The organism is Leptospira bourretii (assembly GCF_004770145.1).
Taxonomy (GTDB): domain Bacteria; phylum Spirochaetota; class Leptospiria; order Leptospirales; family Leptospiraceae; genus Leptospira_A; species Leptospira_A bourretii.
Map to the genome: position 1 here is coordinate 19,424 of NZ_RQFW01000003.1, position 26,453 is coordinate 45,876.

A 26,453-nucleotide genomic window follows, 5' to 3' on the forward strand; every position below is an offset into this window, starting at 1 on the left:
TATTCTCACCAAACAGCAGTGAATTTGTGTTTTTTATGTTACAAATTGGAAATAAGGCAAACTGACTTCCGGTTCACGTATCCTTTGTTTGACGAGGAAGGTTCTGATTTTTCCTTTTCCCTTGACTTCAATTTCACCTCTTTCTTCCAATTCAAAATCGGATCGAATTAGATCTGCCGTAGATTCCGTGATTTGAATTTCATTTGGTAGGCCATGAGACTCCATCCGGGAAGCAAGGTTGACCGCATCTCCCCAAATATCATAAATAAATTTTTTGGTTCCAATCACACCAGCAACGACTGGACCTGTGTTGATTCCAATACGCATACTGAGTTTGGTACCACTTTTGCCAAGCCGCAACCTTGAAAGAAGAGATTTCATATCCCAGGCCATATGAGTCGCAAGTAAAGAATGATACTGTTCAGGTGCAGGTAAACCGGCTACAGCCATATAAGCATCACCGATAGTTTTGATTTTTTCCAAACGATATTTTTCTGCGAGGACATCAAAATAAGAAAAAATTTCATTTAAGATGCGAACCACTGCTTCTGGTTTCATTCCTGAAGATATTTGAGTAAAACCGACAATGTCTGCAAAGAGAACAGACACTTCTGGATAACTATTGGCAATTAATCCTTGTTTTTCTTTTAACTCTTCTGCAATTGATTTTGGCAAAACATTTAACAAAAGTTTTTCGGCTCTTTCTTGTTCATTTCGTACCTTTTCATATGCATTTGCAATTTCAATACGAGAGTCTTCATTTTCTTTTAGAGTGGAGCGAACCTTGCCAAGAACTAAGTTATATCTTTCTGCGATTTGGCCCACTTCAGTAAAAGGTTCTACAGGCACATCAAGAGTTAAATCTCCCGTTTTGTGTTGGTAATCCATTGATAAAAAAAGATCAATGAGTTCTGTTGTGGCTTTGTGTTCCGAAATATTTAAACCCATCCTTTCTTCTGTTTCATCCACTCTTAGATGATAAATCCGATTGATACCTTTGAAAATAAAATAGGAAACACAAAAAGCAAATAAACCAATCACAAATGCACCCAAAACTTGGATGAGTAGAAAATCCCCTCTTCCACTTGTAACACCTATTCTTTCTAAGTCTCCAAAAATTCCCACTGCCAAAGTTCCCCAAAGCCCACCGACGAGATGGACAGGAACCGCACCAACTGCATCGTCAATTTTCCATCTTTCGAGTAATTTTTCAGCAGGAATCGTAAGTGCTCCAGCAATCATACCAATCAACGCAGCTTGAGCTGGTTCTACACAATCGGCACTGGCTGTGATGGAAACAAGTCCCGCCAAAGATCCGTTTAATGGAGAAATTGCCTCGGGATATCCTTTTACAAACCAAGTTAAAAACAAAGCCATCATCATCGAAAAACCTGAAGCAATAATGGTATTTAAAATTACGATTGGGACAGATCCGTTAAAAGCCAGCGTGCTTCCGCCATTAAATCCCATCCAACCAAACCAAAGAATTATTCCACCTAACATTGCCAGAGGAAGATTACTTCCTGTCACAGCTTTGGAAGGCTCGCCATCTTTGAATCTTCCTAGTCTTGGACCTACAACGAGAAGTAGAGCTAAAGAAACCCAACCACCCACACTATGCACTTGAGTGGATCCAGCAAAGTCATGAAACCCTAATTGTTCTAACCAACCTTTGGATGTTTCTGTAAATGTCCCACCCCAAACCCAATGACCAACAATTGGATAGATGATTCCGGAGATAAGAGCTGTGGCGAGTAGATAGGATGGAAACTTTAAACGTTCTGCAACAGCACCAGAAACAATTGTAGAAGCTGTTCCGCAAAACATCAACTGGAACAAAAAGAATGTGGGAGGCCACGCATTGTCCTTAGGAAAGTTAGGCAAAAATAAATCAGTACCTAACAATCCATAAAAAGATGACCCAAACATGATTCCAAATCCGAAAAGATAAAATAAAAGAGTGGCAACACCGAAATCTGCTATGTTTTTAATCGCAACGTTGATTGAATTTTTTGCTCGAGTCAATCCAGACTCCAATACCAAAAACCCTCCTTGCATCATTAACACAAGACCCGAACAGACAAGTACCCACAAAATATCCAATAGACTTTTTTGAACCGACATCCCTACCCTCGAATTCTATTCCATTTTTTTGAAAGACTGAAATGGAGCTGACCCTATGAGATAGTGACGATTTTTTTTAGATCGGCAAGTCGAATTCTAAGCAATCTCACCTAACAATCATTTTAAAAAACACACGAGTGGTTCTAAAAACATATATTTTGTTTATAATATAGGCAACTTGCTTGTTATTTATTCCCCGCACCATTTGTGCTGAGTGTGACGGTGCTGATCGAAGCAAAAATTCTTTTCTAAAAGAAAGATTGGCGTGAAGAGTGGGATCGTGCTTCGATAAAATGTTTGTCATCAAATAGAATCGAGGCGCCTCACAAAAAAAGGAAAATTATTTTTTTGTTTTATATTTTTTAAATAAATGAAGAGATTCTTTCCAGAAAACGTAAGTTAGACCTATTGCAATGAACCCAAAAGCAAATGCACCACCTAATGCAGTCAAGGCGTTTGAAGTTTCCTCATGACAAAGATCGATTGTGGAACCTGCATAAACAGCACTAGCCAAAATTCCATTTTCATTTGATAAGGATTGTGTTTTATCATATACGACTGTTACTGTATCGCCTGGTTTGGCTCCAATCATACGAAGACTGGGTTCGGATGGTTGCTTCAGTTTTTGGAATGTTCTTTCCTTGTTCTCAAAATTATGATTAGCAATTCCTGATTCATTATAAACGGAAACATGTTGCTGGTCTTCTAAAATTAAGAAAAAATTTCCGACAGATACTTGGTATAAATTCCAGTGATTTCGTTTCGATTGGTATTCAACATTATAAATGACAAATCCAGATTCAGGATCGGTGATGTTTTCGTTCGAAACAATACCAGAAACTAAACGGGATTCTTTGGAATTTCGAAAGGATTCATCGCAGAAAAAACTTCGGTATTCCCAATCGTCAAAAGAATTGATGACAAGAAGAGTGGACAAGGTTGCCGTAAATACAACCATCAATAAAAGAAAAAAATAAGTAGCAAAAGAGAAAGATGATTTAGAAAGTTTCATCAAAGTTATATCCTTTTCTATTTGTTTATGATCGATTGAACTGAACTGGTTCAAAATCAGGAAACTCTATACTAAAAATTTATGAAACTGACTGTAAAGGTAAAACCAAATAACAAACAACCAGGATTAGAATTTTTATCCGAAACAGAATGTATCGCGCGTTTGAAGTCACCGCCAGTGGATGGGAAGGCAAATGAGGAATTAATCCAATTACTTTCGAAACATTTTCATGTTCCGAAAAAAAATATCTCCATTCTGTCAGGACTTTCTTCCAAATCAAAATTAGTTTTTATCCTTCCAAAAGATTGAGAAACATCAACCATTCATACTAAAAATCCATAAATTTTTCTGTTCACAGAATCTAAGTAAATTACTAAATTTGTAAAATTAAGAGTTCTTTTTGCACTCGCGGTATTTAATGAAGAAATCGAACACCCTTCTGGAAACAAAAAATCTTGGAAAAACCTACCAAGTAGGTGAGGTGCCACTAGTCGCCCTTCATTCAGTTAATCTTAAATTCAATGAAGGAGAACTAACAGTGATGTTAGGTGCTTCTGGATCGGGCAAATCGACACTACTCAATATTTTGGGAGGACTCGATACAGCCACCACTGGTGAAGTTTTTTTTCATGGGAAAACTTTGGCTCTCGAAAATGATGAGGGACTCACACAATACCGAAGAAATTACGTTGGTTTTGTGTTTCAATTTTACAATTTAATCCCTAGCCTTACAGCAGAAGAGAACGTTCGTTTGGTGACGGATCTATCAAGCCATTCAATGACACCTCTGGAAGCATTAACGCTCGTAAAACTTGCAGATAGAAAAAATCACTTCCCGGCTCAGCTTTCTGGCGGGGAACAACAACGAGTTGCTATAGCTCGAGCCATTGCCAAAAGACCAGAACTTTTGTTATGTGATGAACCAACGGGTGCACTGGATTTTAAAACAGGAAGAATTGTTTTAGAAGCTATCACCGGGATCAACCAAGAACTAGGGACAACTACTGTTGTGATCACACACAATGAGTCTATTGCTCAAATTGCAGACAGGATCATTTTAGTAAAAGATGGAACGATAGTATCAGACTCAATCAATCGTCATAAAAAACCTGTATCTGAGGTTAGTTGGTGACCGGCAGAACCTTAAATTTAAAACTCCTAAGAGATTTAAAGGCGATGACCATGCAAGGACTCACTGTCGGGCTAGTGATTGCAGCCGGTATCGCTTATTTTTCTGCTTCTTGGGCGGCTTACTTTTCGTTGTTAGATGCCAAACTAAATTTTTATAGCAAACAAAATCTCTGCGAAGGATTTGTTTATTTAAACAGGGCCCCTTCTTATCTTGAATCCAAAATTCGTGCACTCCCAGGGATCTCCGATTTTGAAACAAGAATCTCAAAAGAAATTGTTTTAGATTTTCCAGGTGAGACATATCCTTCTGCAGCGCAATTGATTTCACTACCCGAACATACAAATACATTATACTTAAAAAAAGGGTTTTTGCCTAAACAAAACCAAGATGTAGTGATTAGCGAAAATTTCGCCACTGCAAATCAATTAGAACCTGGTTCGATCCTTTCTTCCATTATTGGAGGGAAACGAGTTTTCCTTCAGGTAACAGGCGTTGGATTATCGCCTGAGTTTGTATATGTCTTTAGGCCTGGAAATCCTATGCCGGATGATAAACATTATGGAATCATTTGGATGCAACGTGAAGCAATGGAGGCAAACTTTAACTTTGAAGGTGCTTTTAACCAAATTATTTTTCACTTTGCTGCAGAAGGAGAAGAAAGGTTACGTACGATGCGAGACCTGGATGTTCTTTTGGATGAATACGGAGGTTTAGGTGCAAAAGAAAGAAAACTTTTACCTTCTGATTCCTTTTTAAGTGATGAATTTAGACAACTTCGAACAACGGCTGTATTTTTACCTGGGATTTTTTTAGCAATCGCTGCTTTTTTATTACACATCATATCAAATCGACTTATTTCAAAAGAAAGAGAGCAAATCGCAACCTTACGAGCGCTTGGTTATACCTCTCAAGACATCGTTTTTCATTATTTAAAGTTAATCACTTTCATTACAGCATTGAGTAGTATACTTGGAGTAATCGTTGGTTATTATTTAGGAAATGCGATGACTGGCCTTTATGGAAGATTCTATAAATTTCCACAATTGCTGCCAATTTTCCCTCCCCTACTCGCTTTATTCAGCCTTAGTTTTGGGATTTTGATTGGAGGAATTGGAACCATCTTCTCCTTACGTACAATCATAAAACTTGATCCGGCACAAGCCATGCGACCTGCCCCTCCGGGAACATATACAATTTCTTTTTGGGAAAGTTGGATCACCAATCTACGAACCATCCAAAGAATGGTTTTTAGAAATCTTTTCAAAAGGCCAACTCGAACCATCCTCACTATCTTAGGTTTATCCACTTCGATCATGATTATGATCATTGGCAATTTTATCCAAGATACCGTTGGAACATTGCTCGATTTACAATTTAATACAATCCAAAGGGAAACACTTACTTTAGTTTTTAGAGTTCCCGTAGAAGATTCTATATTGTTTGACTTAAAAGAAAAAAAAGGCGTTTTTATCGCAGAGGGACAACGTTCCATTCCCATTAAAATTACTAAAAATAGAAAATCCAAAGATACTGTTTTGACGGGTATTTCAGATGATTCCGATTTAAGACGAATTCTAAACCATGACCTACATCCCATCAGTATCCCAGTTTATGGAATTATGATGAATACTGAACTCGCAAACAAATTGGGAATTCAAAAGGGAGAAACTATTGTTATCGAAACTTTGGATGGGGAAAAAAGAAAAATTCCGGTAACTGTTTCTGCTTTCGCAAATGAAATTTTAGGCCAAGGTGTGTTTATCACTCGAAACAATCTCAATCGGATGTTAGACGAAGGCAGTTTAATTAATGTAGCTTTATTAAAAACAGATCCAATAGAAGATAAAAATTTAATTGAAGAGTTTAAAGACAATCCACTTGTGATTGGTTTGTTTTCTAAGTCAGCAATCCTCACTGCATTTAAGGAAGTGATGCAAAGGTCTCTCCAATCAACATCTGTTGTTATTTTAATATTTACAATTATCATTTCGATTGGCGTAATATATAATACAGCTATGATTACTTTATCTGAACGAATTTATGAACTAGGAAGTTTGCGAATTCTGGGATTTAGTTTGAAGGAAGTTTTTGAAATTATTGCCTGGGAACTCACTTGGCAAATTTTGGTGGCGATCCCAATCGGATGTCTTTTGGGAAACAAAGTTGCCAATTTAATATTAAACAGCAACGAAACAGAAGGATTTAAAGTTCCTGTAGTAATTTTCCCATCAACCTACTATTATTCGATCCTTCTGGCACTATTTACTGCAGCAATTAGTTTTGTAATCGTATATCGAAAGTTAAAAACAATGGATTTATTAAGTGTACTCAAGGTAAGAGAATAATATGACAAAAGAAAAAATATTAGAATTGGCCAAAACAAAAAACGCTAAGATCGCCGTTGGTGTGATACTTTTTTTAGTTATTTCTTTTTTAATTTTAAAAAAAGATCCAAAACCCGTAGAAGTTTCGGCTGTCACCCAAAGTGTTTACAAACAAATACTCTCAGTTCAAGGCAAAACAAAAATAAGAGAACTTTATACAGCCTATTCTCCAGTAAATGGTGTTATGCGGAGAGTGGAATTACATGCCGGAGATAAAGTTTCAAAGGGGATGACCTTAGTCACTGTTGACTGGGACATCATCAAAACTGTAAAAGCAACTGCAAACGGTCAAATTTTAAAAGTATACCGCGAAAGTGCGGGCCCGGTCGCTATGGGTGAGCGGATTTTGGACTACGGAGACATTACTAAAATTGATGTTTCTGCTTTTGTCCTATCGGAGGATATGCCTGACTTAGACCTCAATGATAAAGTTTTACTTACCGGATTTGGAGATCAAACTTTAGAAGGGCGTGTTTCTATCATAGAACCTTCTGCGATAACTAAAATTTCATCATTAGGTGTGGAGGAACAACGGGTTCCCATATTCATTGAATTTAATCCGCCACACGGAATTGGTGATGGTTATGAATTAGAATGTAAAATCATTCTATTTGAAAAACCAAATGCAATTGTCATACCCACTTCTGCATTGTTTCGTGAAGATGAAAAATGGGTAGTATTTACTGTTGAAAAAAAGAGAGCCAAACTTCGATTTGTTGAGGTTGAACACCAAAGTGAAGGAATTAGTATGATTAAAAATGGTCTTTCAGTTGGTGAATCAGTGATACTTTACCCTGGTGATACAGTGGTCAACGGAACTAAAGTCGTTCCCGAATAGGAACACTTGATTCTTTAGGTAAGGTGAAAAAAAACCTTGAACCCTTACCTAATTCACTTTCCACACGAATACTGCCACCATGTTTTTCGATAAATTCTTTGCACAAAATCAAACCAAGAGCAGTGCCTCTTTCCCCAATCGTACCAGGCATACTCGTTTGTTTGGCATCAATTCGAAATAACTTTTTTCTAATTTCTTCGTTGATACCAATTCCAAAATCAGTGATACAAATTTGAATGTCATTTTCTATAGATTCTGCTGATATCCTAACTTCAGCATTAGGTTGAGAATACTTAACCGCATTGGAAATTAGATTCCTAAGTATAGTTTCTATCATTTTTTCGTCCGCATACGCAGTTGTATTAGGATCAACCGAGTTCTTTACTATTATGGATTTGTTTTGAATCGAAAAAGAAACAGAAGCTATTGCCGATTCTATGGAGCGATATAAAGAGATACTCTCTGGAAAAAAAGCAATTTCTCCAGTTTGCGATCTTGCCCAAGTCAGTAAGTTTTCTAAAAGATTATAAATTTCACCAGAAGATTGAAAAAGAATACTCAAATCATTTTTTGTTCGTTTTAAGGGTCTTGCATCTAAATCTTCTAAAATCATACCAGCAAAGGTATTCATCCCGCCAATCGGGCCTTTTAAATCATGTGCAATGATCGAAAAAAATTTATCCTTAGTATGATTCAATAACTGTAATTCGGAAAAAAACTTATTCTTTTCTATTTCAGCTTTTTTTCTTTTATCAATGTTTCTTGAGACACCTAATATACTAATCGAACCATTGGGATTCCATTGAAAGACTGTATTTGCTTCGATCCAAATTGTTGAGCCATCTTTACAGTATTGTTCGACTTCGTCACTAAACGGTTTTCTTTCTCCTGTTTCTCTAAATTCTTGGATTCTCGTCGACAATACGTCCATTATATATTTAAAAGAAGTTGGTGTGAACGAATCTTGCACTGAATGAAGAACTGCCTCTTCCGAAGTAAAACCTGTAATGTTAACTATCGAAGGACTGACATAGAGATACTTTTTGTCATCATAATTTAATACCCAAATGACATCTGAAGTATTTTCAGCAAGCAAACGATATTTCTGTTCACTTTCCTCTTGACCTTTAATGAAGATATCAATACACATCATCAAAAAGCCAAATGTCATCATGACAGAAGTTACATAAAAAAACAAATAGGTGATGTCTTGAATGGGTCCTTTTCCAAATGCTATTTGCGAAACAGAAACATCAGCGAATGTATAATACAAAAAACGAAAAAATAAAAAAACGCCACAGGCTAAATAGAAAAAAGCTGCAAAATGACTTGATAGTCTTGCTTTTCTATTTGCTGCTAAGATGGTTTTAGAAGACAATATGAGTTGAATAGAAGCTGCAAAAGATATTAATGAAATTCGATATTTTGGCGCAAGATCAGAAAAATGGTGTAATACCAACAAAACAAATACGAAAACAACAGAGAAAAGTCCCGACTTCCACATTGTCTTTCTATCAAACATTGATAGTATGATGTTATTAGAATAAACGAGTGATAAAAGTATTAGTGAGTTCCCTGCGCTGATAGAAATCCAGTCCGGGATAACACCGCGGAGAGCTCCCATCACTACCCATCCTAGGGCCTGTAATAAAGTGGCAATTGACCAATCTTTAACAAAGCGAAGCCTTTGGAAATAACCTCTTGCCGCAAACCAAAGTCCCCCAGACATTAGCAAACATCCAACGATGTTTATAAATACAACTGTGCGAGGGTCTATGTTCATTGAAGTTAGGAGAAACCCGAGATTTCAAATAAATGTTTTTTTAAGTCTGTAATTTTATCAACTACAAATGAGGGATGATAGGTGAATTTTGCAAAGCTTTCAAATGCCAAACCTCAACAAAACTAAAATTAGGTGATCAAAGAGAATCCAAAAGATATACCAATAAAGATTCAAATTCCTTTTGATTAGCAGGACTCAGTTTTACTTTTTGTTTTTTATAGGATACAAATGAAAACGCAAGTGCATTGCCATGGATAAAATCAATTATAATGTTTAATGTTTTTTCAATATCGGCTTTTGGAAAAACCTTTTCAATTAAATATTCTAACGTTTGATTAAACGTCACAACAGAAGGAAACCCATTATAAGAATTTTTAATTAGGTATAGAGACATTCCTGGGTAGTCGAGAAATAGATTCCAATATTCATATAAAATTATTTTTAATGTTGATTTAGATGGTTTGTCAACAACAGCAACTTGGTCTTGGAACCGATTAAAGATTTGTTCTACCATCGCAAGAGTTAAAGCATCTTTATTTTCGAAGTAATGATAAACAGCCATCGGGTCCACACCTAATTTTGTAGCTAATTTCCGCATACTAAAGGATTCGTATCCGTCTTTTTCGCATATTTTCAGAGCAGTTTGAATTATTTTTTGTTTCATTTTTTGAATATTTATTCTACAGTGTAGAAAAAAAGGTCTACGCCGTAGAATAATTCATATAATGATACAGTATAAAGCATTTATTGCAAGCAGTTTAGATGGTTTTATCGCTAGAAAAAACGGGGCGCTCGATTGGCTCACCTCCGAAGAATATAAGTTAGATAACGATGACTTTGGATATTCATCCTTTATGAAAGGAATTGATTGTATTGTTATGGGTAGGGTAACCTTCGAGACTGTTCTTGGCTTTGAACCATATCCTTTTGATTCTATCGCTGTTTACGTTTTCACCAATAATCTCGATTACAAATTTGAGTCCCGACATCCAATTTTTATTTTTAATGGAACCATTGAAAATTTAACGGCTACTTTAGTAAAACAACAGATGAAAGCAGCTTATGTGGATGGAGGGAAGCTAATTCAGCATTTTATCAAAGAACAGGCGCTAAACGAGATTACAATCACCCGAACTCCGATTTTACTTGGCTCAGGCCTTCCTCTTTTCGGTGATTCTGCCCATGACCAAAAACTAGAACACATACAAACTTTGACATATCCCAATGGATTTGTTCAATCTACTTATCATCTGAAGTAATATGAACTTTTTGAAAGAAAACTTTTGGAAATTCAATCTTTGATTGAAGGAATGAGGGATTTGTGTTAGAGATTTTAGGACAAACCCACAAGCCCGCCTCCACCACCCTATTCAGGGTGGGGGCTTCCCCGGGCCAATGAGACATAATGCAATACATCCAATCCCCCCAAGACCCCAGGCTCGCCGACTACCAACTCCTCAAAGCAAAGGAAGACCCTTCCGATAAATTCATCGCTGACCATGAAAAAACGGCAGTCCGCCTCTTAAATTCCTCTCTTACTGTGGAATCTATATTTTGTATGCCCAAATACTGGGATAAACATAAAGATTTAATCCTATCCAGGTTGCCAGATGTGAACAGTTGTTTTATTGCCGACAAACAAGTGTTTGAAGATACGATTGGATTTTCCGTACACCAAGGGTTTATGGCTGTTGGTTTTCAAAAATGGACTGAATTGCCCGAGGCAACTGCACCAATGTTATTTGTGAACTCAATCGTCGATAGTGAAAACATTGGCTCAATTTTACGGTCCGCAGCTGCATTTGGTATCAAAACCGTTCTCTTTGACAATAAATCCGCATCACCATATCTAAGAAGAAGTGTCAGAGTGTCCATGGGATCCCTTTTTCAGATCCAATTAGTTCGCATACAAAATTCAACAGAAACACTAACTTCTCTCAAAAAATCAGGTCACACATTATTATCTCTTAGCCTTCCTAGAGAAGGGAAAGATTTATTATCAAAAACTAAATCAATCTATGAAATTGGCAAACAAACAAAATTTGTATTGGTACTAGGTAACGAGGCAGAAGGAATCGATTCTAACATTCTCAATCTTTCAGACAAATTAATTTATATTCCGATGAAAAATCAAATTGATTCTTTGAATGTATCTCATGCTTTCGCAGTTGCATTATCGCATCTAGTTGGTGAGTCCTCTTAATTTTCCCAATCCCAAAAAAAATCTTTGTTTGTCATCTCAGGTTCTATATCATTTTGATTTGAAACTTCAATCGACTGTTCCTCCAAATCCTTTTTAGCTGACTCCAAATCCAAAGTTTCTTTTAACCAATATTCTTCAGTACCAAAGTGAGGAAATAAAGATGGAAACGAAGGATCTTCCCACCGTTTCGCAATCCATGCTGCATAATGAATGTATCTAATGATTCGTAGTGGCTCCACCAACTGTAACCAGTGTTCATCAAACTCTGCAAACATTGTGTAACCTTGCAAAAAGTCGAATACATCCTTCTTTCGATCCGACTCACCTAACGGCAGGAGCATCCAAAAATCTTGTACAATAGGTCCCACCAAAAAATCATCAAAATCCAAAAGGCTGTATCCTTCGGATGAAACGAGTAGATTCCCTTTATGGCAATCTCCATGAATTCTTTGGAAAGGAATTTGATATTCTTTCACTAAAGATTCAAAAATTTCAAAGGACCTAAGAGCCGTTATCCGATACCGCTCTTCCAAAGTTTTGTTTGGAATGAGCCCCTTTTCTAAAATAAAGTTTAAAGATTTTAACCCATAAGAAGGGATGTCAAGTGTGGGTCTATGAATCGACCCAAGTTTTTTTCCAACGGCATGGACTCGACCAAGAAGTGCACCTACTCTTTCTAAGTCACCTCCGGCAATTTCTTCCACGATCCGACCCTTCCGTAGAGGCCAAATGGCAAAATAAATCCCTGACCATTCAAATAAAGTTTTACCCTCTAAAGTGATGGGAGTTAATACCGGAATTTCTTCTAAGGAAAGTTCTAATAAAAAGCGATGTTCTTCTAAAATTTCATCGTAAGTCCATTTTCCTGGTCGATAAAACTTTACTACGATTCTTCCTGCATTGGATGTTTCAATGTCGTAAACACGATTTTCTACACTATTTAAGGGATAAAATCTACCTGTCGTTTCATATCCCAATGATTCCAAAGCATTCAGTATGGAATCAGGTGTTAGTTGGTAAAAAGAATGATTAATGTTCAATTTGATAATTTAATTGATGATTCTGTTCCGACCTGAGGACTTTGCTTCATATAATAATTTATCAGCTGTTCTAAGAATTTCGATTGGATTTTCGACTTCAGAAATATCTCCGCCAGCAACACCTCCACTGAAAGAAACTTTAAATTTCTGACCTGCCTCTGATTCCAACTCAATGTTAGAGACTTTTTCTCTTATCTTATCCAAAACACGTGTGGCATCCGGTACACCAGTTTCAGGAAAAACGATGACAAACTCTTCCCCACCAAATCTAGAAATAATATCTGACTTTCGCAAACAAGACTTCAGTTCTGAAGCGATTTTTTTTAGAACAATATCTCCAGTCTCATGGCCATAAGTATCATTTACCTTTTTAAAAAAATCAATATCAATCATAGCCAATGATAAGTTATGTTTATGTCTTTTACATCGTTGAAACTCTTGCTCTATCCTTTCTTCCATATAACGTCGGTTATATAAACCAGTCATTACATCGCGGATTGCAGTTTCTCTGAGTTGATCATGTAAAGATTTCATCCGAAGAGCACTAAAGATCCTAGCCAAAAGCTCAATCTCTTTTGCAGGTTTTGTGATATAATCGGTAGCACCTGCTTCAATGGCAAGTTTTAGGTTTTCAGGTTCTGTATGGCCTGTGACCATAATGATAGGAAGCCAACCCACTGGAGAAGAAGAGAAAATCTCAGAAATCAACTCAATACCGGAACCGTCCGGTAATTCCCAATCCAAAAGAACCACATCAATTTGATCCTGACTAATGATCGCTCTGGCATCAGAAAGAGAGACCGCTTCAATAGGAACATAACCATGGTTAGAAATCCATCGATTGAGAAGTTTTCGCTGTAATTCCGAATCTTCTATGATGAGAATTTTTTTTCCTTCTTTCTCCATATTCCTAGGGTTTTATTTTTTCTTTTTTTTACCTAGTATTTTTTCAACTTCACCCTCTTCTAAAGGAACTTTTACTACAGTTCCTCCTTCTTTTCGGATTTGGTCCATATCAACAACGGCTCCAGTTAGTAATCCTGCGGCTTTTTTCGAGCCATCCTTCACACCATAGACCACCCACTTCCCACCTTCAAGGGATAACACTAAATACGTACAATCCGCAACTGCCAACACAGAATGTGCGGACATATGCGAAACAAATTCATAACTGAGTACAACTCCTGAACCAATCACGATGCCGCTGGGAACACCAACTGCTTTTGTTAACTGGTAGACTCCATAAGTTGTCCCGGTTCCAAAAGCTGCCGTGGTGCCTACTACTCCTACAGTTCCCGCCGCAACTTTCGTGGAGGTATAAGTCACTGCTTGTGCCGTTGCCGAAGCGCCTGTAAAGGTTGCCCCTGTAACAGTACCGGAAACAGCAAGTCCACCACCAAGAACTGTCTGTGCTGTTGTGACTCCCACAAGACTCATGGGCGCTAAAATATATTTCCCTGATGATTCTGTCACAACGGCAGCTGTTTTAACAGAATAAGCAGATGTTTTTCTCGCTACGGCAGAAGTGACTTTTGCACCTTTCTCCATAGATTGAACCGATTCTTTCAAAACGACTTCCGTACTATTCAACAAAGCACCTAACGCAAGCTCTACACTTGGTGCAGTGATATAAACAACACCTTTCCCTGCCAAAGTAAATGTTTCTACCAAACAATAGAGACTTGAACCTGCGGCAGTTGTAATGTATGCAGATGGATAAATGATTCCATTCCAAGTAACATACCCAACAGAGAGAATTGTTATTTTCCCAATTGGTTTGATAACACTGTCATAAAACAAAGCTTTCACTGTTCGTGAAAAAAACTTAAGAAGGGCCAAAGGAACACCTTCACCATCCGCAATCGATTCAATATCTGCCTTGGCTCGACCAAATTCTTGCGAAGTATCCTTTCCATAAGAAAAAAAAGTTTCTTTCCAAGTCCCAAAAATTTTATCCGATACGGAAGACCGATGATCGTCAATTTCAGCAAATCTTCGTTTCCAAGTTCCTGATTTAAACTCCTCATACGATTCATTGTACGAAGATTTCAGCGCATCATCTAAATCCACATAGCCATACACAGTGGATTCATATGTCTTCTGGAATTTTTCTTTGTATTCATTGAACCTTTTTTTAGTTGAAGGAGAATTGTCTTTTTCTTCTTTCTGATTCAATTGCATATTCGCCCAATCATCCCATTCTTTCCGGGTGGCGATTGAGTTTTTAATCACCGCTTGATGAGATTCAATGCCTCGCTCCCAAGAAGTACCAATCAACCCATAAGATTCAGCCACAGAACTATACATAACAAATAACCCAGGTTTGGTGGCGTTCTCATTCAAATACTGAATGGCAGCTTCTCCACCTTCGTTCAACTTACCCGCGGCTGACCAACTCATTTTGGTTCCATCTTTGACAATAACAACAGACTCTCGTGCTTTCAAAACCGACTTTGAAAATTCTTCTCCTGCGAACCCAAGCCTTTGGTCCATAACATAGATTGTAGATTCATGAAAAGGAGGAATGAACTTGATACTTGTTCCTTTTACTGGAAGTGCCCCTTGGTAATAAAGAGACTTATGCCCCTCGAGTGCTAACTTTTTTGTATTCTTTAGTGGATCTTCAGTCTTTTTATCAGAACCCGAACAATGTAAGAGTAAAATAAGTATAGTGAAAGCTAAAAAAATAAATTGGTATGGTTTTGATTTCATTTTTCTTCAGACACCTTTGTTTTTGCGCGTTTTTTTTGTTCTTCGATCTCGGCATCCAAAACTTTTTTTATGATCTTTGGATCATCCGTTAATATCTTCACTTTCCCTGCTTTTTTTGCTTCTTCTAAATCAATCACCGATCCAGTGGGTGCATCATCAAAAGGGGAATAATTTCCTTTTACCGTAGCGATCACAACACGAGGGCCATCATAAAAAATTAAAATTGGCCCATCCACAGCAGTAAGCAGCAATTGGGATGGTAAAACGGTCATCGCTGCATATCCTAATACCATCCCAGAACTCATTGCATACATACCTGCCTCAGCTGTACCTTTTGACAAATCGTATAACATTCCTGTAGCGAAGGCTGTTGTATCAATGGTTGCACCACCCGCAACACCGATGGCTCCTCCAGTCGTTGTGGCAGCAACAGAAGTCACTTGGTTAAAAGCAGCAAGCGTTGTTCCACCTGCATAAGTCGGAATTGTAGAAGATGCGGAGAGGATCCCGATAGAACTAAAAAGACCTGCTTCCAAGGTCGGTGAAAGCACCCGATAACCCGTTTGCGTTGAATAATAAAGTACGACTCCCGTTGAAATCAAAGCATTGGATGAAAAATTCATGGTTTGCGAAAGGGGAACATACACTCCATTGACAACAAGAATCTCTCCCGTATTTTTACCAGTTTTCGCAATAGGTGCGATCATTACTTCTTTTAGTGCCACTGAATATCCTTGGAAAATATCTACGAGAGCTAAAAGGGCATTCCCTCGCTCACCTGATGCTTCATAATTTTTTGTAAACTCATCAGATGCTTTTGAAAAAGAATCACTCCATGCGGAAATGATATTTTTAGAATTTTGATTCAGAGTGGCACTAAACAGGTCGTTCAATTTCTTTGAGGAAGAATCTCGTTTCAAACCAAGTTCATCTAAAGTCGAATTCAATCGTCTGAAATCTGCCTCAGCCCTAGGAACCAAATAAATATAACCGAGAACAAATCTCGATCCGGCTTCTTTAAAACTATCTTTCGAAGTTTTCCATTCTGTTTTACTCAGTTGCCAAGCTGCATCGTAAATATCTCCTGTTCTACTAGACGAATCAGTCATACCAGCATTCACCCAAGAAGAGACTGATGCCATTGTGTCCCCTAATTCTCCAGGATAATCAGAGCTTCTTTTTTTCATATGGACAAGGACCATGGCTTTGGCAACGCGAGCGCTAATCCCTCCGTTCTCATAAACCAAATCCATACTCTTTTTCCCCGAAGGAATGACAGCCCATCCATTTTCCAATAGATTCTTTCTAGAACCATAAGAATTGGCAGTTAAGGGAGCGATCTTTTTGAATGTTTGAGGTTTGTTATTAGTGATCACTGACTCACCGAAAACTTTATCTGTTTTGGGGGAACCAGAACATTGCAAGAATAAGGTGACAACTAACAAAAAGTAATATTTGGTAGAAACGGATTTCATAAGATGAGGGAATTCTATAGAGAGGTTTGAATTATGCAATAGAAAAAAACTTTCCTCTTGCTAAATCCATGTTTAGTGAGACAAAATTGCCACAATAGATTATTTACGTGACCCCATAGATTCAATTATTATCATTACTCCTATGAAGAAATTGAACATATATCTTGCACTCATTGCCTTGGTATTGTGTGTCATCATCATCATCCGAAAAAATGATTTAACTCTAAATAAAATTGCCACATTAATGGCGATATCAACCCCAACAGAAGTATTCGACTTTCAAGCCGTTGATTCAATCGCAAAACAAAAATTAAAGTCCAAATTCACACCTACTCCCGAATTTAAAATCCCGGGTTTAGATGGAATTAGTTATGAAGATTATAGACAAATTGAATACAAACCCGATGTAGCCATTTGGAAAAATCTTGCTCTCCCATACCAACTGCACTTTTTTCATCCAGGCCATATCTATAGCAATGGAATTCAAATATATGAAGTGATTAACGAAAAACCAAAAGAAATTCCCTACGACGCCTCTCGGTTTAATTTTGGTGACTTACCTCTTGCAGATGATTTTGCAGAGTTGACTAAAAAACTTCATTATACCGGTTTTCGTGTTCATTACCCAATCAATCAAAAAGAAGTTTTGGAAGAGTTTTTAGTTTTCCAGGGAGCATCCTACTTCCGAGCAATTTCCAAAGGCCAAGTATACGGACTATCGGGAAGAGGACTAACCATCAACACTGGACCCAAAGATAAAGAGGAATTTCCCATCTTTGAAAGTTTTTATATCAAACGACCGAACAAAACAGACACAACCATTACCATCTATGCGATTATGAATAGCGAATCCGTGGTAGGATCCTATGAATTTATAGTCAATCCTGGTGAAACGACTACCATTGATGTGCATGCAAAAATTTATCTTCGCAAAAAAATCAAACGCCTAGGTTTTGCACCGATCACGTCAATGTATTTGTATGGCGAAGCAGACAATCCCATTTTAGGGAACATCCACCCAGAAGTACATGACTCCGATGGGCTTTTGACTCAAAACAAAATGGGTGAATGGGAATGGAGGCCTCTGATCAATCCCAAAAAAACTCAACTAACAAGAATTCCACTAGATTCACCTTTAGGTTATGGACTCATTCAGAGAGATCGAAAATTCAAAAGTTACCAAGACGAAAAACTCAAATACCATTTAAGGCCTAGTGTTTGGGTGGAACCAAAAGGAGACTGGGGCAAAGGCAGTTTGTATTTATTGGAATTCACGACAAATTTAGATTCCGATGACAACGTCACTACCTTCTGGGAACCTGCTGTCCCGCCCAATTTAAATGAAGGATATGAATTTCGATACACACTTCATTATACGGAAAGATCACCCAAACAACATACCTTGGGAAAAGCATCCGCATTTTATAGAGGAGTTGACCCACTCTTTCCAAAAGAAAAAGTTTTTACCCTGTATTTCACTGGAGATTATCTAAAAGCTCTCGATCGAAAAACCGAACTTGAAGTTATCATAAAGAATAATAAAATCACTTCCGATTCTATTCGTTATAAAATAGAAAAAATTTCGGAACTAGACCAATGGCGTCTCCAAATCTGGTATCCTGCAACTACCGAAGAGTCCGATTGGACCGTTTTTCTCAAAAATCAAAATCAAAGAATTACCGAAACTTGGATGTATCGAGATGGACTTTCCAAATAACAAAGATTATTTGAACGAATTTAGTGAGAGGACTCGCACCTATTTAATTCTTTGTGGGACCAAAAATGAATTCGAAATTGTAGAAATTCTGAATGATTTTTTCAAATCAAATCACCTAAGTTTTTCTTTCCCATCAGATTGGGTGCTCTGGCAAAATTATTTAACCACCCACAAAATCCAAGAGGTTCAAAAAATCCCAATTGCTGATCGGTCTTGGCAATTTGGATCCATGATCCCAAATTCTTCCGACTGGAAACGAGATACAAACAAAACAAAACAATCCATAGTTGGATCTTTAAAACCATTATTCATTATCGCATCCATCTTCCTATGGAGCCTTCTTTACTATATCATCATATTCAGGTTATTATGATCAAAACCCAACGCAGTTTATTTTTCTTAACTTTTATCATTCCTGTCATTTGGGGATTTAGTTTATTCATCGAAATCATTTCCTTTCGAGGTATTGAAATCACAGAATACTATCAGTTCATCACCTTAATTTTTCTTCTGCCTATGTTATCTTATGGTGCAAACACAGCCTTTTTTGGATTTTTACTCTCACTTAAAAAAAAAGGCGACCCATTACTCAAAACAAAAAAAATCCCCGACAAGGAATTGGATTTTTCGGCGTTAGAATCAATTCCCGTTGCCATTGTGATGCCAGTTTACGAAGAAAACGAAATTTCGATTTTCTCCAGAATCAAAGTAATTTTTGAATCAACAACCAAAATCCACAAACTTCCCAAGTTAGAATACTTTATCTTAAGCGACACACGGACACCAGAAAAATGGATCAAAGAAGAAGCCGCCTATATAGAGTTATGTGAATCTACTAACAATTTTAATAACTTCCACTACCGAAGAAGGAAAAGCAACCTAAATGGGAAAAGTGGAAATATTGCCGACTTCTGCAGAAGATGGGGAAAAAAATATAAATACATGATCATCCTTGATGCAGATAGCCTCGTTTCGGGAGAACTCATCATCCAACTAATCGCAAATATGGAAAAAAGTCCGAAAGCGGGAATCATCCAATCCAGCACAAAAATTTTCCGCACCACAACTTTATTCCAAAAACTAACCGAATTTTCTTCTTATTTATTTAGCCCTTTTTTCCTAAAAGGAGCAACTTACTGGCAAATCAATGCAACCGGCTATTGGGGCCACAATGCCATCCTAAGAGTCAAACCATTTATGGAACATTGTGCACTCCCTCACCTTCCAGAATACGGAGGAATTGGTGGAAAAATTTTGAGCCATGATACTGTTGAAGCTGCCTTGATGCGAAAAGCAGGATATGACGTTTACTGTGCCTATGAGTTAGATGGAAGTTACGAAGAAAGTCCACCTAACATTATCGATGTGCTGAAACGAGACCAACGTTGGTGCCAAGGAAATCTCCAACATTTTTGGTTTTTATTTGGAAAAAAAATTCCATTTATCAATAGAATTCATATTCTAAACGGAATTTTATCTTATCTCAATTCGCCCATTTGGTTGTGTTACATCTTATTGAGTTTATGGAATTATTTAGAAGACAGCAAATATCTGAATTACTCTATGTTACCCGAAGAATATGAATTTTTTAAATCGCAAATCTATGACCCACTGTATCTAAAACTATTATCCCTATCCTTGGTTTTATTATTTTTACCTAGAGTCCTAAGTTTTTTTAGCCTGCCAATCCTTCAAATTTTCAAAAAACTTCCGGCGTATCTCATGGAGACTCTATTTTCCATTTTGATTGCCCCTATTTATATGGTGTATCATAGTATCTTTGTATTTTCAATTTTACTCAACAAACGAATCACTTGGGGCCCACAAAACAGGGATGCCGACTCAGGATACAACCTTACCTATATACTCTCTTCCTTTTTTGGTGTGACAGTTCTCGGATTAGCCGCTGCTTATATCAGTTATTCTCATTCCACCATGTTGTTTGTTTTGACATTTCCTATCTGGGTTGGCTGGATTCTTTCAATTCCTTTGGTTATTTTTACAGGAAAAGAACATAAAACTTTTAATCGATTATTTGAAACAAAGTTTTGGGAACCAAATTTCGACTTAATCAAAAACCTAGAAAATACCCTTGACTCACATAAGAATAGTTATCTGGAAGGAAGAGAATTTTTCTTTGCACTTGTCCATCCAGTTTTTTTTCACCAACACAAACAACTACAAGGGAATAAAACTTATCAGTCAAAACTCCCAAAATCTACAGAAGAAGATCTTGTTCAGTTATTGAAACAGGGTCCAAATTCCTTAGATAGAAAAACCATCTTACGAATTCTTTCCAACAGAGAGTTGCTTGATTCATTTTATTTAAAATTTTGGACATCGAAAAAAGAAGATTGGGCAGATTATTGGACTACCATTTGGGAAGAAATCAACCCATCTTTTTTTCCATCAATTTCCAATAATAAGAAGAACGATTTAAATCTTCAATAAATCCGCAATGTCCACCTTTGGATTCAATCACAACTTCTAAATAGGAAGAAGGTGGAATTTCAACAAACTCTTTCCATGGAATCACCGGATCATCCATGGAAGTCAAAATCGTAGTCTGAACACGAACTGACTTAAAAAACAAATCATTCAAAGTATAAGAATCAAAATACTCATCTACCGATGAAAAGTGAGAAAACTCTTTCACCATTTTTTCTGTGAGATGCATCACCGACTGGTAATCATCCAAGTCATGAAACGAATACAAATGAGGAAATAAATTTGCTTTTTTTTGCAAAGAAACCTTCCAAGAATTCAGAAAGTATTTTCGCAAAAAAGGATGTTCATCCATTTTCACCGTGGCCCGCTTTGGATTTAGAGCCGGACTAAACGCAAAACAATGTTTTAATCCTGGAATTTGTTCTGCCTGTTTCGAAAGAGAATGCCGACCTGCCATCCTCAAAACAAAATTCCCTCCTAACGAAAACCCAGCCAAATACACTGGCCCCTTAAAACCAGAAGTTTTTACAAGTGCACAAACACCTTCGTAAGACTCCTGCAACAAACTTCCGTTAAATATCCCTTCGTTCAAGTGATGAGTATCACCGTGATCTCTTAAGTTTAATCGGTAAACCGAAAATCCTTTTTGCAAAAAATGTCTTGTTGTCCGAACAATATAACTGGAATGAATGCTCCCTTCCCAACCATGTAGGAGCACAATTAGACCTTTCGGATTTGGAACCTCATGAATTTTTGCAAGAAGTGTAGTTCCATCCTTTGCCTTTACAGACTTCCACTCACCTTTTACTGAATGGCCATAACGTTTGTCTGATTTCGATTTAAAAGAAGCCAAAAATGATTGGATCATAGCGCCAGAAAAAAAAGGCAATGGTTTAAAGAGACTCATAGCGGGATCACCCTACTTTCGCCGAATTAGAATTTTTTACAATAAATTATCCTCGACGAACCCTACCAAAAGCTGTTTCAATTAAGAAAGCCTCGATAAAACTTAGGACCCAATATGAGATTTATACCTTCTAGTCTACTTTTATGTTTCATCGCCTGCCAAAGTTATACGCCACTAAAATCCGAATGGAAAACTGTAGGTGATACAGAAGTGTTTTATGCAGCCGTTTCTGCAAAAGCAAGCCAACAAGCCATTGAATCAGGTAGCCTTGCTATGAGAAGGAGCACTTGCTTAAACGCAACAAATCTCCTCTCCACTTCCCCAAAACTCACGTCCATCCTCTTAGAACAAGAGTCTGTCCAACTAGATGAAGTAGAAACAAAGGACTTAGGTCGCCTTATCTCTGCTCACAAAATCAAACCCAAACAAGACTCATGCCAATCGGAAAATAGCGATTATTTTTTCGCAAGTCCCGCTTGGGAAAACTGCCAATGCCTGTACTCCATCGAATACCCAGGCGGGAGAAAACAATTCAGACAAGATCTAACACAAATAAAATAACCAAAAAAACAAAGAAGGCAAACCAATCCTTATCCTGGATTTGCCTTCCAACGTTTCCAATAGACTAGCTGCAACCCACTCAGTGCCTCTGGGCCACTCAGATCTGCAAGTGACATCCTTGTCGAAAAAGAAAGTTCCCTTTCGCACCAATTCAAAAACTCTTTCCAATCTGATTTCCTTACTTCTATCTCAATCCCTTTATGTACTTTTTTTTCTAATTGGTATTTATAAGAAGGCTTCGTATCCTCCGTGGACCCAGACTTGGATGAAACTCCGATTCCCACTCGGACAGACAATCCATCCCCTCTTATCTCTGTCGTTTTTTCATCCGACGCAAGGCCTGCCCGCAAAACCATTGGTTTTAAAAATCTTTTCCTTCCATCAAATCCGGTTTGTTTCAATAAACCTTTTTTTTTGAGCTCAGAAACCAATCGAGAAATTGTATCTTTTTTCAATCTCAAAACAGTCCCCAAATACTCGTTAGAAGCAAAACATCCACCACAAGCATCCAAAGACACAATCTCTGCATACAACTTGGTTTGATTTGGACTAAGACCCAAATCCTCCATCCATTGGGCGACCCAAACGCCCGTTCTTTTTGATCCATTCATAACGACCCCTGCTATCCAACACAGGCCTTCGGCGTCCAAAAAAAATTTTCTTTGGATTTGCTACAGAAGAAAGATAAACCTTCGGCACTGTAACATACGCTTTGGAAGTTTTAACAACGTCCATATTTGGAATTCATTTGAATTCCAGGTGATGTATATAAGCGGTATAAATTGTGGAAGACCGCTTTGGGATTTAGGGACACCTCCCCTACCCAAGCCTCTATTAACATTCGATTTCGATTTTTGTCAAGTATTAATGTGACATAATCCCAAACCGAATTTGGAAACAAAAAAGAAGATCCGTTGGAATAGGGTAGGGGAAAAAGAAAGGAGAGAAGTCTCTCTGAACTGCTTCCACACAATCCAGAGAGTTTACATCACCCGGTTAAAGGGGTTACAAACAATCTAACAAGATCACAAAAATAGTACAAGGATTTTTCTATTTCAAAACTCAAAAAAAAACTCCAGCTACTCGGGCGCATCGAATCCCTTCAATTCCAAACAGAAAAGAAAAACGACCAGGCTCTTCGCTCCAATCTTTCGTTTCACGAAAGGATTTCCGCTGCGATCCTTTGCGCATGACACCGAAGATAAAATTCAAAACACCAACACATATGGGAAAAGTACGCCGGCGTACTTTTCAAAAATAATTCATTTTTTTGATTTTTCATTGCACAAAGAAGAAGCTTTCACAATCTAATTTTGCAATGAAGATCATCACAGTTGCCAACATCAAAGGCGGAACTTCAAAATCCACCACAGCCATTCATCTTGCCTTAGCTCTTTCCAAAAGAGGGAAAACTTTAGCAATCGACATGGACCCACAAGCCGACTTATCCGACTTCTTTTTTCCTGAAGAACCTGTTGAGTTTTTCGATTCAGGAAACACTCTTTCTGTTTTAAATGCAGAAACAACTTTAAGTGAATCTGTGAAACCTTCCAACGATATAGATGTGTTGCCATCCATCATCGAACTTTCGGATTTAAGTTATTTAGCCTCAAAAGACTTTTCCATGATCCCTCGCCTCAAAAACATCCTACTCAAAGCAAAATATGATTACGTAGTAATTGACACCCCTGGATCCGGTTCCTCAGAAAACATCGCATCTTACCTCCCAGCCTCTGTCATCTTGGTTCCTGTCACTCCATCCAAATGGGCAGTTCGAACTGTGGCCCAAGTCCTAAAAAAAGTAGATGAAGCGGAAAGATTTGATGAACAATCAAAGAAAAAATCCGTCATGATCCTCCCCTCTCAATGGGGAACTTCTCAAAAACAAATGGATCTACTTGAAAAGCTCAACACAATCAAAACATTAAAAATTTTAGAACCCATCCCAAAAAACGACAGTATTCGGGACCGAACTGAAACTGGGAAACCTCTACAGGAAGGAAGCGCTCCTTGGAAAGCTTTCGAAACTTTAGCGGAGAAATTAAAGTAAGGTACGCCGGCGTACCTGGGAATTTTTATGAAAAACAAAGCAAACTATAACCCGGCAGACATACTTTCTAGAGCCACCCAAAGAACCTCTTCTTTAAATCCATTCCTAAAAGAAGAGAACACAGAAAATCATAACGCAAGTGATATCCCTATCGATCAGATCATAACAGAAAACAACCCCAGAAAAACATTTAACGATTCCACTATCAGGGAACTAGCAGAATCAATTTCTCAATATGGCCTTTTACAACCAATCGTGGTTAGAAAAAAAGCAGGGAAATATGAACTCATCAACGGAGAAAGAAGATTCCGAGCCCACAAACTTCTCAAAAGGAAAACCATTTTAGCGATTGTTAAAAACGTAGAACAAATCGACATCTCCAAGTTGCCTGAAATCAAATTGGTAGAGAACTTACAACGAGAAGATTTGCCAGAATCCGATCTTGCCCTATCTTTACAGGAATTAAAAAATAGGCATAAAGAAACCAACGAACAATTGGCAAAACGTATCAACAAATCAGCACAATGGGTAAAAACAAAAATTGCTCATGCAGAAATCTTAAAAGAAACAGCGCCAAATTCTTCTGTAGATAAAAGCCATCCGATCTTCCAAATACCCACAAGTTTGTTTACAGAAATTGCACCACTTGACGTTCCAAATCGGAAAAGAGCGATCGACTACCTGATCAAAGGGCTAGAAAAAAAAGGTGATTTCCCATCCAGAAACGATTTAAGAGAGTTTGTTCGCCCCCTAAAACCAAACAAACCCAAACCAACAAAAACGAAACTAGGAAACCTGGAACTAAAGGATCTAAAAAACAAATTGTCCAAAATAAAAGAAAAAATCTCTCAACTTCAAAATGAAAAAACCATTTTAGAGGAAACCATTAGGAAATATAAAAAATAAATCGCAAGAGGCCTGGCACATTCGCTAAAACCTTCTCTATTTTTTTTGTAATGTGAAGAGAAAAAAACTTGTACTTCTTTTCGAAACAATCTACATTGTATTTAGATCCTTAACCGGGTTGAACAATAAAGCCCTGGGAAGTGTGGTAGCGACCCGGGGCCATTTCCCCCACCTTTTCAAACTTTCATCCACTCTCCCCTAATGAGACAGTCACCGAATTATGTCACATTTTTCTCTTGACGAAATTTTTAAATTTGTACATATAGGGAACGTTCGGGTCACACAACCGGACACGGCTCTACCACAATGCCGTTATTGTTCAAACCGGAATTTCTAAAAAAAGTTCCGAAAGGACGTTCGTAAGAACTTCCAAATTTCTCTTCTCTTGTTGGACCGAAGGTTTGTTTTTTAAAAAAATCAAATTCATTCACGAGAGCAGAGGAGGTATACCCAAAAGGTATATTGGCAAAAGACAACCAAACGCTCGTAGCCGGAGATGTGTTCGTTTGGGCAAAGGAACCTAAAATGAAAACAAATCGAACAGGAATTTGGATTCCCGTTTGGATTGAGAACTTAAACTTATCTCATAGCCAAACAAAATTATATGCTGAGATTGTCTCTTTACATGACAAAGGTGGGTGTTTTGCATCCAATCGTTATTTCGGGGAAGTTCTTGGTCTCAAAATGGACACAGTTTCTAGACTGATTACTTCTTTAAAGAAACTAGGCCTTCTCGAACAAACAGGATTTGACGGAAGACGACGTTTCCTAAAACCTCTCTTCGCAAAACAAAACCAAACGGGTCTAGAAACAAAAGAACCTTTGGAGAAAAATCCAATGCTAACAAAACAAGAGGAAGACCGACCCGTAAAAAAACACCAAGTCCGGTCCTTAAAAAAATCCAATGCAGAATGGGAAAAAACTGTGACCCCCTTAGTAAGTACATTAAAGGTACAAAAAGAAGTACAAAAGAAAAGTTCTTGGGAAGAATTTAAAATTTGGAGCGAAAGATCTTTGTCAAAGTCCACCTATTTCCAAATTGCAAGTATTTCATCTCCTGATTTTTTACAAGGGGCATCTCGTTTGATTTGGAAGAATTGGATGGAAAAACAAAAATCCTTACAACACTTTCAAATACAATATGGCCCTTCTTTTTAGATT

Annotated in this window: 23 protein-coding genes; 13 read left to right on the plus strand and 10 right to left on the minus strand. The window is 37.6% G+C overall.

Going from position 1 to position 26,453, the window contains the following annotated elements; genetic code table 11:
• Window positions 1-33: 33 nt before the first annotated feature.
• Window positions 34-2,124: an ammonium transporter gene (gene amt, locus EHQ47_RS01370; RefSeq protein ID WP_135776399.1), complete on the minus strand. Its 2,091-nt coding sequence runs from the start codon at window positions 2,122-2,124 to the stop codon at window positions 34-36.
• A 340-nt stretch (window positions 2,125-2,464) separates the two neighbouring features.
• On the minus strand, window positions 2,465-3,136 hold the full coding sequence (locus EHQ47_RS01375; RefSeq protein WP_135747469.1) for a hypothetical protein: 672 nt from the start codon (window positions 3,134-3,136) through the stop codon (window positions 2,465-2,467).
• Between the two features lie 81 nt (window positions 3,137-3,217).
• Between EHQ47_RS01375 and EHQ47_RS01380 the strand changes: the two genes are divergently transcribed.
• The 4 genes from EHQ47_RS01380 (at window position 3,218) to EHQ47_RS01395 (ending at window position 7,490) form a co-directional block, all read left to right on the plus strand.
• A complete protein-coding gene (locus tag EHQ47_RS01380; protein WP_135747470.1) occupies window positions 3,218-3,445 on the plus strand; it encodes a DUF167 domain-containing protein in 228 nt (75 codons plus the stop codon).
• A gap of 109 nt (window positions 3,446-3,554) precedes the next feature.
• Window positions 3,555-4,268 carry an ABC transporter ATP-binding protein gene (locus EHQ47_RS01385; protein WP_135747471.1) on the plus strand — a complete coding sequence of 238 codons (714 nt, stop codon included), beginning with the start codon at window positions 3,555-3,557 and terminating at the stop codon, window positions 4,266-4,268.
• A gap of 44 nt (window positions 4,269-4,312) precedes the next feature.
• Window positions 4,313-6,613 carry an ABC transporter permease gene (locus EHQ47_RS01390; protein WP_208727377.1) on the plus strand — a complete coding sequence of 767 codons (2,301 nt, stop codon included), beginning with the start codon at window positions 4,313-4,315 and terminating at the stop codon, window positions 6,611-6,613.
• A gap of 1 nt (window position 6,614) precedes the next feature.
• Window positions 6,615-7,490, plus strand: a complete 876-nt coding sequence (locus tag EHQ47_RS01395) for an efflux RND transporter periplasmic adaptor subunit (RefSeq protein ID WP_135776400.1) — start codon at window positions 6,615-6,617, stop codon at window positions 7,488-7,490.
• Here EHQ47_RS01395 and EHQ47_RS01400 read toward each other — a convergent pair.
• Window positions 7,471-9,219 carry a PAS domain-containing sensor histidine kinase gene (locus tag EHQ47_RS01400; RefSeq protein ID WP_135747513.1) on the minus strand — a complete coding sequence of 583 codons (1,749 nt, stop codon included), beginning with the start codon at window positions 9,217-9,219 and terminating at the stop codon, window positions 7,471-7,473. The two genes, EHQ47_RS01395 and EHQ47_RS01400, sit on opposite strands and share 20 nt — an antisense overlap.
• Before the next feature lie 190 nt (window positions 9,220-9,409).
• Window positions 9,410-9,937 carry a TetR/AcrR family transcriptional regulator gene (locus EHQ47_RS01405; protein ID WP_135776401.1) on the minus strand — a complete coding sequence of 176 codons (528 nt, stop codon included), beginning with the start codon at window positions 9,935-9,937 and terminating at the stop codon, window positions 9,410-9,412.
• Between the two features lie 61 nt (window positions 9,938-9,998).
• On the opposite strand from EHQ47_RS01405, the gene EHQ47_RS01410 reads away from it, so the two are divergent.
• Both EHQ47_RS01410 and EHQ47_RS01415 read left to right on the plus strand, forming a co-directional pair.
• Window positions 9,999-10,532, plus strand: a complete 534-nt coding sequence (locus EHQ47_RS01410) for a dihydrofolate reductase family protein (protein WP_135776402.1) — start codon at window positions 9,999-10,001, stop codon at window positions 10,530-10,532.
• 146 nt (window positions 10,533-10,678) lie between these two features.
• Window positions 10,679-11,476: a TrmH family RNA methyltransferase gene (locus EHQ47_RS01415; protein WP_135747475.1), complete on the plus strand. Its 798-nt coding sequence runs from the start codon at window positions 10,679-10,681 to the stop codon at window positions 11,474-11,476.
• Here the strand turns inward: EHQ47_RS01415 and EHQ47_RS01420 are convergent.
• The 4 genes from EHQ47_RS01420 to EHQ47_RS01435 are packed head-to-tail and all read right to left on the minus strand — an operon-like array spanning window position 11,473 to window position 16,703.
• A complete protein-coding gene (locus EHQ47_RS01420; RefSeq protein ID WP_135747476.1) occupies window positions 11,473-12,516 on the minus strand; it encodes a serine/threonine protein kinase in 1,044 nt (347 codons plus the stop codon). The two genes, EHQ47_RS01415 and EHQ47_RS01420, sit on opposite strands and share 4 nt — an antisense overlap.
• A gap of 9 nt (window positions 12,517-12,525) precedes the next feature.
• Window positions 12,526-13,422, minus strand: a complete 897-nt coding sequence (gene dgcR, locus EHQ47_RS01425; protein ID WP_135776403.1) for a diguanylate cyclase DgcR — start codon at window positions 13,420-13,422, stop codon at window positions 12,526-12,528.
• A gap of 12 nt (window positions 13,423-13,434) precedes the next feature.
• The gene (locus tag EHQ47_RS01430; RefSeq protein WP_135776404.1) at window positions 13,435-15,228 is read right to left on the minus strand and encodes a hypothetical protein; all 1,794 of its coding nucleotides are present in this window, start codon (window positions 15,226-15,228) and stop codon (window positions 13,435-13,437) included.
• Entirely contained in the window at window positions 15,225-16,703 is a 1,479-nt protein-coding gene (locus tag EHQ47_RS01435; protein WP_135776405.1) for a hypothetical protein, read from the minus strand. The genes EHQ47_RS01430 and EHQ47_RS01435 overlap by 4 nt, the downstream gene beginning before the upstream one ends.
• Window positions 16,704-16,845: 142 nt before the next feature.
• On the opposite strand from EHQ47_RS01435, the gene EHQ47_RS01440 reads away from it, so the two are divergent.
• From EHQ47_RS01440 to mdoH, 3 genes are read left to right on the plus strand one after another with little or no spacing between them, the layout of a single operon-like run.
• Window positions 16,846-18,420, plus strand: a complete 1,575-nt coding sequence (locus tag EHQ47_RS01440) for an OpgD/OpgG family glucan biosynthesis protein (RefSeq protein WP_135776406.1) — start codon at window positions 16,846-16,848, stop codon at window positions 18,418-18,420.
• On the plus strand, window positions 18,404-18,793 hold the full coding sequence (locus EHQ47_RS01445) for a hypothetical protein (RefSeq protein ID WP_135747481.1): 390 nt from the start codon (window positions 18,404-18,406) through the stop codon (window positions 18,791-18,793). The genes EHQ47_RS01440 and EHQ47_RS01445 overlap by 17 nt, the downstream gene beginning before the upstream one ends.
• Window positions 18,790-20,871 carry a glucans biosynthesis glucosyltransferase MdoH gene (mdoH, locus tag EHQ47_RS01450; protein ID WP_135776407.1) on the plus strand — a complete coding sequence of 694 codons (2,082 nt, stop codon included), beginning with the start codon at window positions 18,790-18,792 and terminating at the stop codon, window positions 20,869-20,871. Before EHQ47_RS01445 ends, mdoH begins: the two co-directional genes overlap by 4 nt.
• Here mdoH and EHQ47_RS01455 read toward each other — a convergent pair.
• On the minus strand, window positions 20,810-21,775 hold the full coding sequence (locus EHQ47_RS01455; protein WP_135747483.1) for a YheT family hydrolase: 966 nt from the start codon (window positions 21,773-21,775) through the stop codon (window positions 20,810-20,812). The genes mdoH and EHQ47_RS01455 overlap by 62 nt on opposite strands.
• A gap of 114 nt (window positions 21,776-21,889) precedes the next feature.
• On the opposite strand from EHQ47_RS01455, the gene EHQ47_RS01460 reads away from it, so the two are divergent.
• Window positions 21,890-22,336: a hypothetical protein gene (locus EHQ47_RS01460; protein ID WP_135776408.1), complete on the plus strand. Its 447-nt coding sequence runs from the start codon at window positions 21,890-21,892 to the stop codon at window positions 22,334-22,336.
• A gap of 29 nt (window positions 22,337-22,365) precedes the next feature.
• On the opposite strand, the gene EHQ47_RS01465 is transcribed toward EHQ47_RS01460, so the two are convergent.
• Window positions 22,366-22,947, minus strand: coding sequence for a helix-turn-helix domain-containing protein (locus EHQ47_RS01465; RefSeq protein WP_135776409.1), 582 nt, complete (start codon window positions 22,945-22,947; stop codon window positions 22,366-22,368).
• A 707-nt stretch (window positions 22,948-23,654) separates the two neighbouring features.
• Between EHQ47_RS01465 and EHQ47_RS01470 the strand changes: the two genes are divergently transcribed.
• The 3 genes from EHQ47_RS01470 to EHQ47_RS01485 all read left to right on the plus strand — a co-directional run bounded on the left by EHQ47_RS01470 (window position 23,655) and on the right by EHQ47_RS01485 (window position 26,450).
• Window positions 23,655-24,386, plus strand: coding sequence for a ParA family protein (locus EHQ47_RS01470; protein WP_135747486.1), 732 nt, complete (start codon window positions 23,655-23,657; stop codon window positions 24,384-24,386).
• 27 nt (window positions 24,387-24,413) lie between these two features.
• Entirely contained in the window at window positions 24,414-25,292 is an 879-nt protein-coding gene (locus EHQ47_RS01475; RefSeq protein ID WP_135747487.1) for a ParB/RepB/Spo0J family partition protein, read from the plus strand.
• Between the two features lie 525 nt (window positions 25,293-25,817).
• The gene (locus EHQ47_RS01485; protein WP_135747489.1) at window positions 25,818-26,450 is read left to right on the plus strand and encodes a helix-turn-helix domain-containing protein; all 633 of its coding nucleotides are present in this window, start codon (window positions 25,818-25,820) and stop codon (window positions 26,448-26,450) included.
• The last annotated feature ends 3 nt before the right edge of the window (window positions 26,451-26,453 follow it).

What these genes read in the sequence shown, in the direction of transcription:
- amt (WP_135776399.1), bottom strand. Translation starts at nt 2,124, where the DNA reads ATGTCGGTTCAAAAAAGTCTATTGGATATTTTGTGGGTACTTGTCTGT.
- EHQ47_RS01375 (WP_135747469.1), bottom strand. Translation starts at nt 3,136, where the DNA reads ATGAAACTTTCTAAATCATCTTTCTCTTTTGCTACTTATTTTTTTCTT.
- EHQ47_RS01380 (WP_135747470.1), top strand. Translation starts at nt 3,218, where the DNA reads ATGAAACTGACTGTAAAGGTAAAACCAAATAACAAACAACCAGGATTA.
- EHQ47_RS01385 (WP_135747471.1), top strand. Translation starts at nt 3,555, where the DNA reads ATGAAGAAATCGAACACCCTTCTGGAAACAAAAAATCTTGGAAAAACC.
- EHQ47_RS01390 (WP_208727377.1), top strand. Translation starts at nt 4,313, where the DNA reads ATGACCATGCAAGGACTCACTGTCGGGCTAGTGATTGCAGCCGGTATC.
- EHQ47_RS01395 (WP_135776400.1), top strand. Translation starts at nt 6,615, where the DNA reads ATGACAAAAGAAAAAATATTAGAATTGGCCAAAACAAAAAACGCTAAG.
- EHQ47_RS01400 (WP_135747513.1), bottom strand. Translation starts at nt 9,219, where the DNA reads ATGTCTGGGGGACTTTGGTTTGCGGCAAGAGGTTATTTCCAAAGGCTT.
- EHQ47_RS01405 (WP_135776401.1), bottom strand. Translation starts at nt 9,937, where the DNA reads ATGAAACAAAAAATAATTCAAACTGCTCTGAAAATATGCGAAAAAGAC.
- EHQ47_RS01410 (WP_135776402.1), top strand. Translation starts at nt 9,999, where the DNA reads ATGATACAGTATAAAGCATTTATTGCAAGCAGTTTAGATGGTTTTATC.
- EHQ47_RS01415 (WP_135747475.1), top strand. Translation starts at nt 10,679, where the DNA reads ATGCAATACATCCAATCCCCCCAAGACCCCAGGCTCGCCGACTACCAA.
- dgcR (WP_135776403.1), bottom strand. Translation starts at nt 13,422, where the DNA reads ATGGAGAAAGAAGGAAAAAAAATTCTCATCATAGAAGATTCGGAATTA.
- EHQ47_RS01430 (WP_135776404.1), bottom strand. Translation starts at nt 15,228, where the DNA reads ATGAAATCAAAACCATACCAATTTATTTTTTTAGCTTTCACTATACTT.
- EHQ47_RS01435 (WP_135776405.1), bottom strand. Translation starts at nt 16,703, where the DNA reads ATGAAATCCGTTTCTACCAAATATTACTTTTTGTTAGTTGTCACCTTA.
- EHQ47_RS01440 (WP_135776406.1), top strand. Translation starts at nt 16,846, where the DNA reads ATGAAGAAATTGAACATATATCTTGCACTCATTGCCTTGGTATTGTGT.
- EHQ47_RS01445 (WP_135747481.1), top strand. Translation starts at nt 18,404, where the DNA reads ATGGACTTTCCAAATAACAAAGATTATTTGAACGAATTTAGTGAGAGG.
- mdoH (WP_135776407.1), top strand. Translation starts at nt 18,790, where the DNA reads ATGATCAAAACCCAACGCAGTTTATTTTTCTTAACTTTTATCATTCCT.
- EHQ47_RS01455 (WP_135747483.1), bottom strand. Translation starts at nt 21,775, where the DNA reads ATGAGTCTCTTTAAACCATTGCCTTTTTTTTCTGGCGCTATGATCCAA.
- EHQ47_RS01460 (WP_135776408.1), top strand. Translation starts at nt 21,890, where the DNA reads ATGAGATTTATACCTTCTAGTCTACTTTTATGTTTCATCGCCTGCCAA.
- EHQ47_RS01465 (WP_135776409.1), bottom strand. Translation starts at nt 22,947, where the DNA reads ATGAATGGATCAAAAAGAACGGGCGTTTGGGTCGCCCAATGGATGGAG.
- EHQ47_RS01470 (WP_135747486.1), top strand. Translation starts at nt 23,655, where the DNA reads ATGAAGATCATCACAGTTGCCAACATCAAAGGCGGAACTTCAAAATCC.
- EHQ47_RS01475 (WP_135747487.1), top strand. Translation starts at nt 24,414, where the DNA reads ATGAAAAACAAAGCAAACTATAACCCGGCAGACATACTTTCTAGAGCC.
- EHQ47_RS01485 (WP_135747489.1), top strand. Translation starts at nt 25,818, where the DNA reads ATGAAAACAAATCGAACAGGAATTTGGATTCCCGTTTGGATTGAGAAC.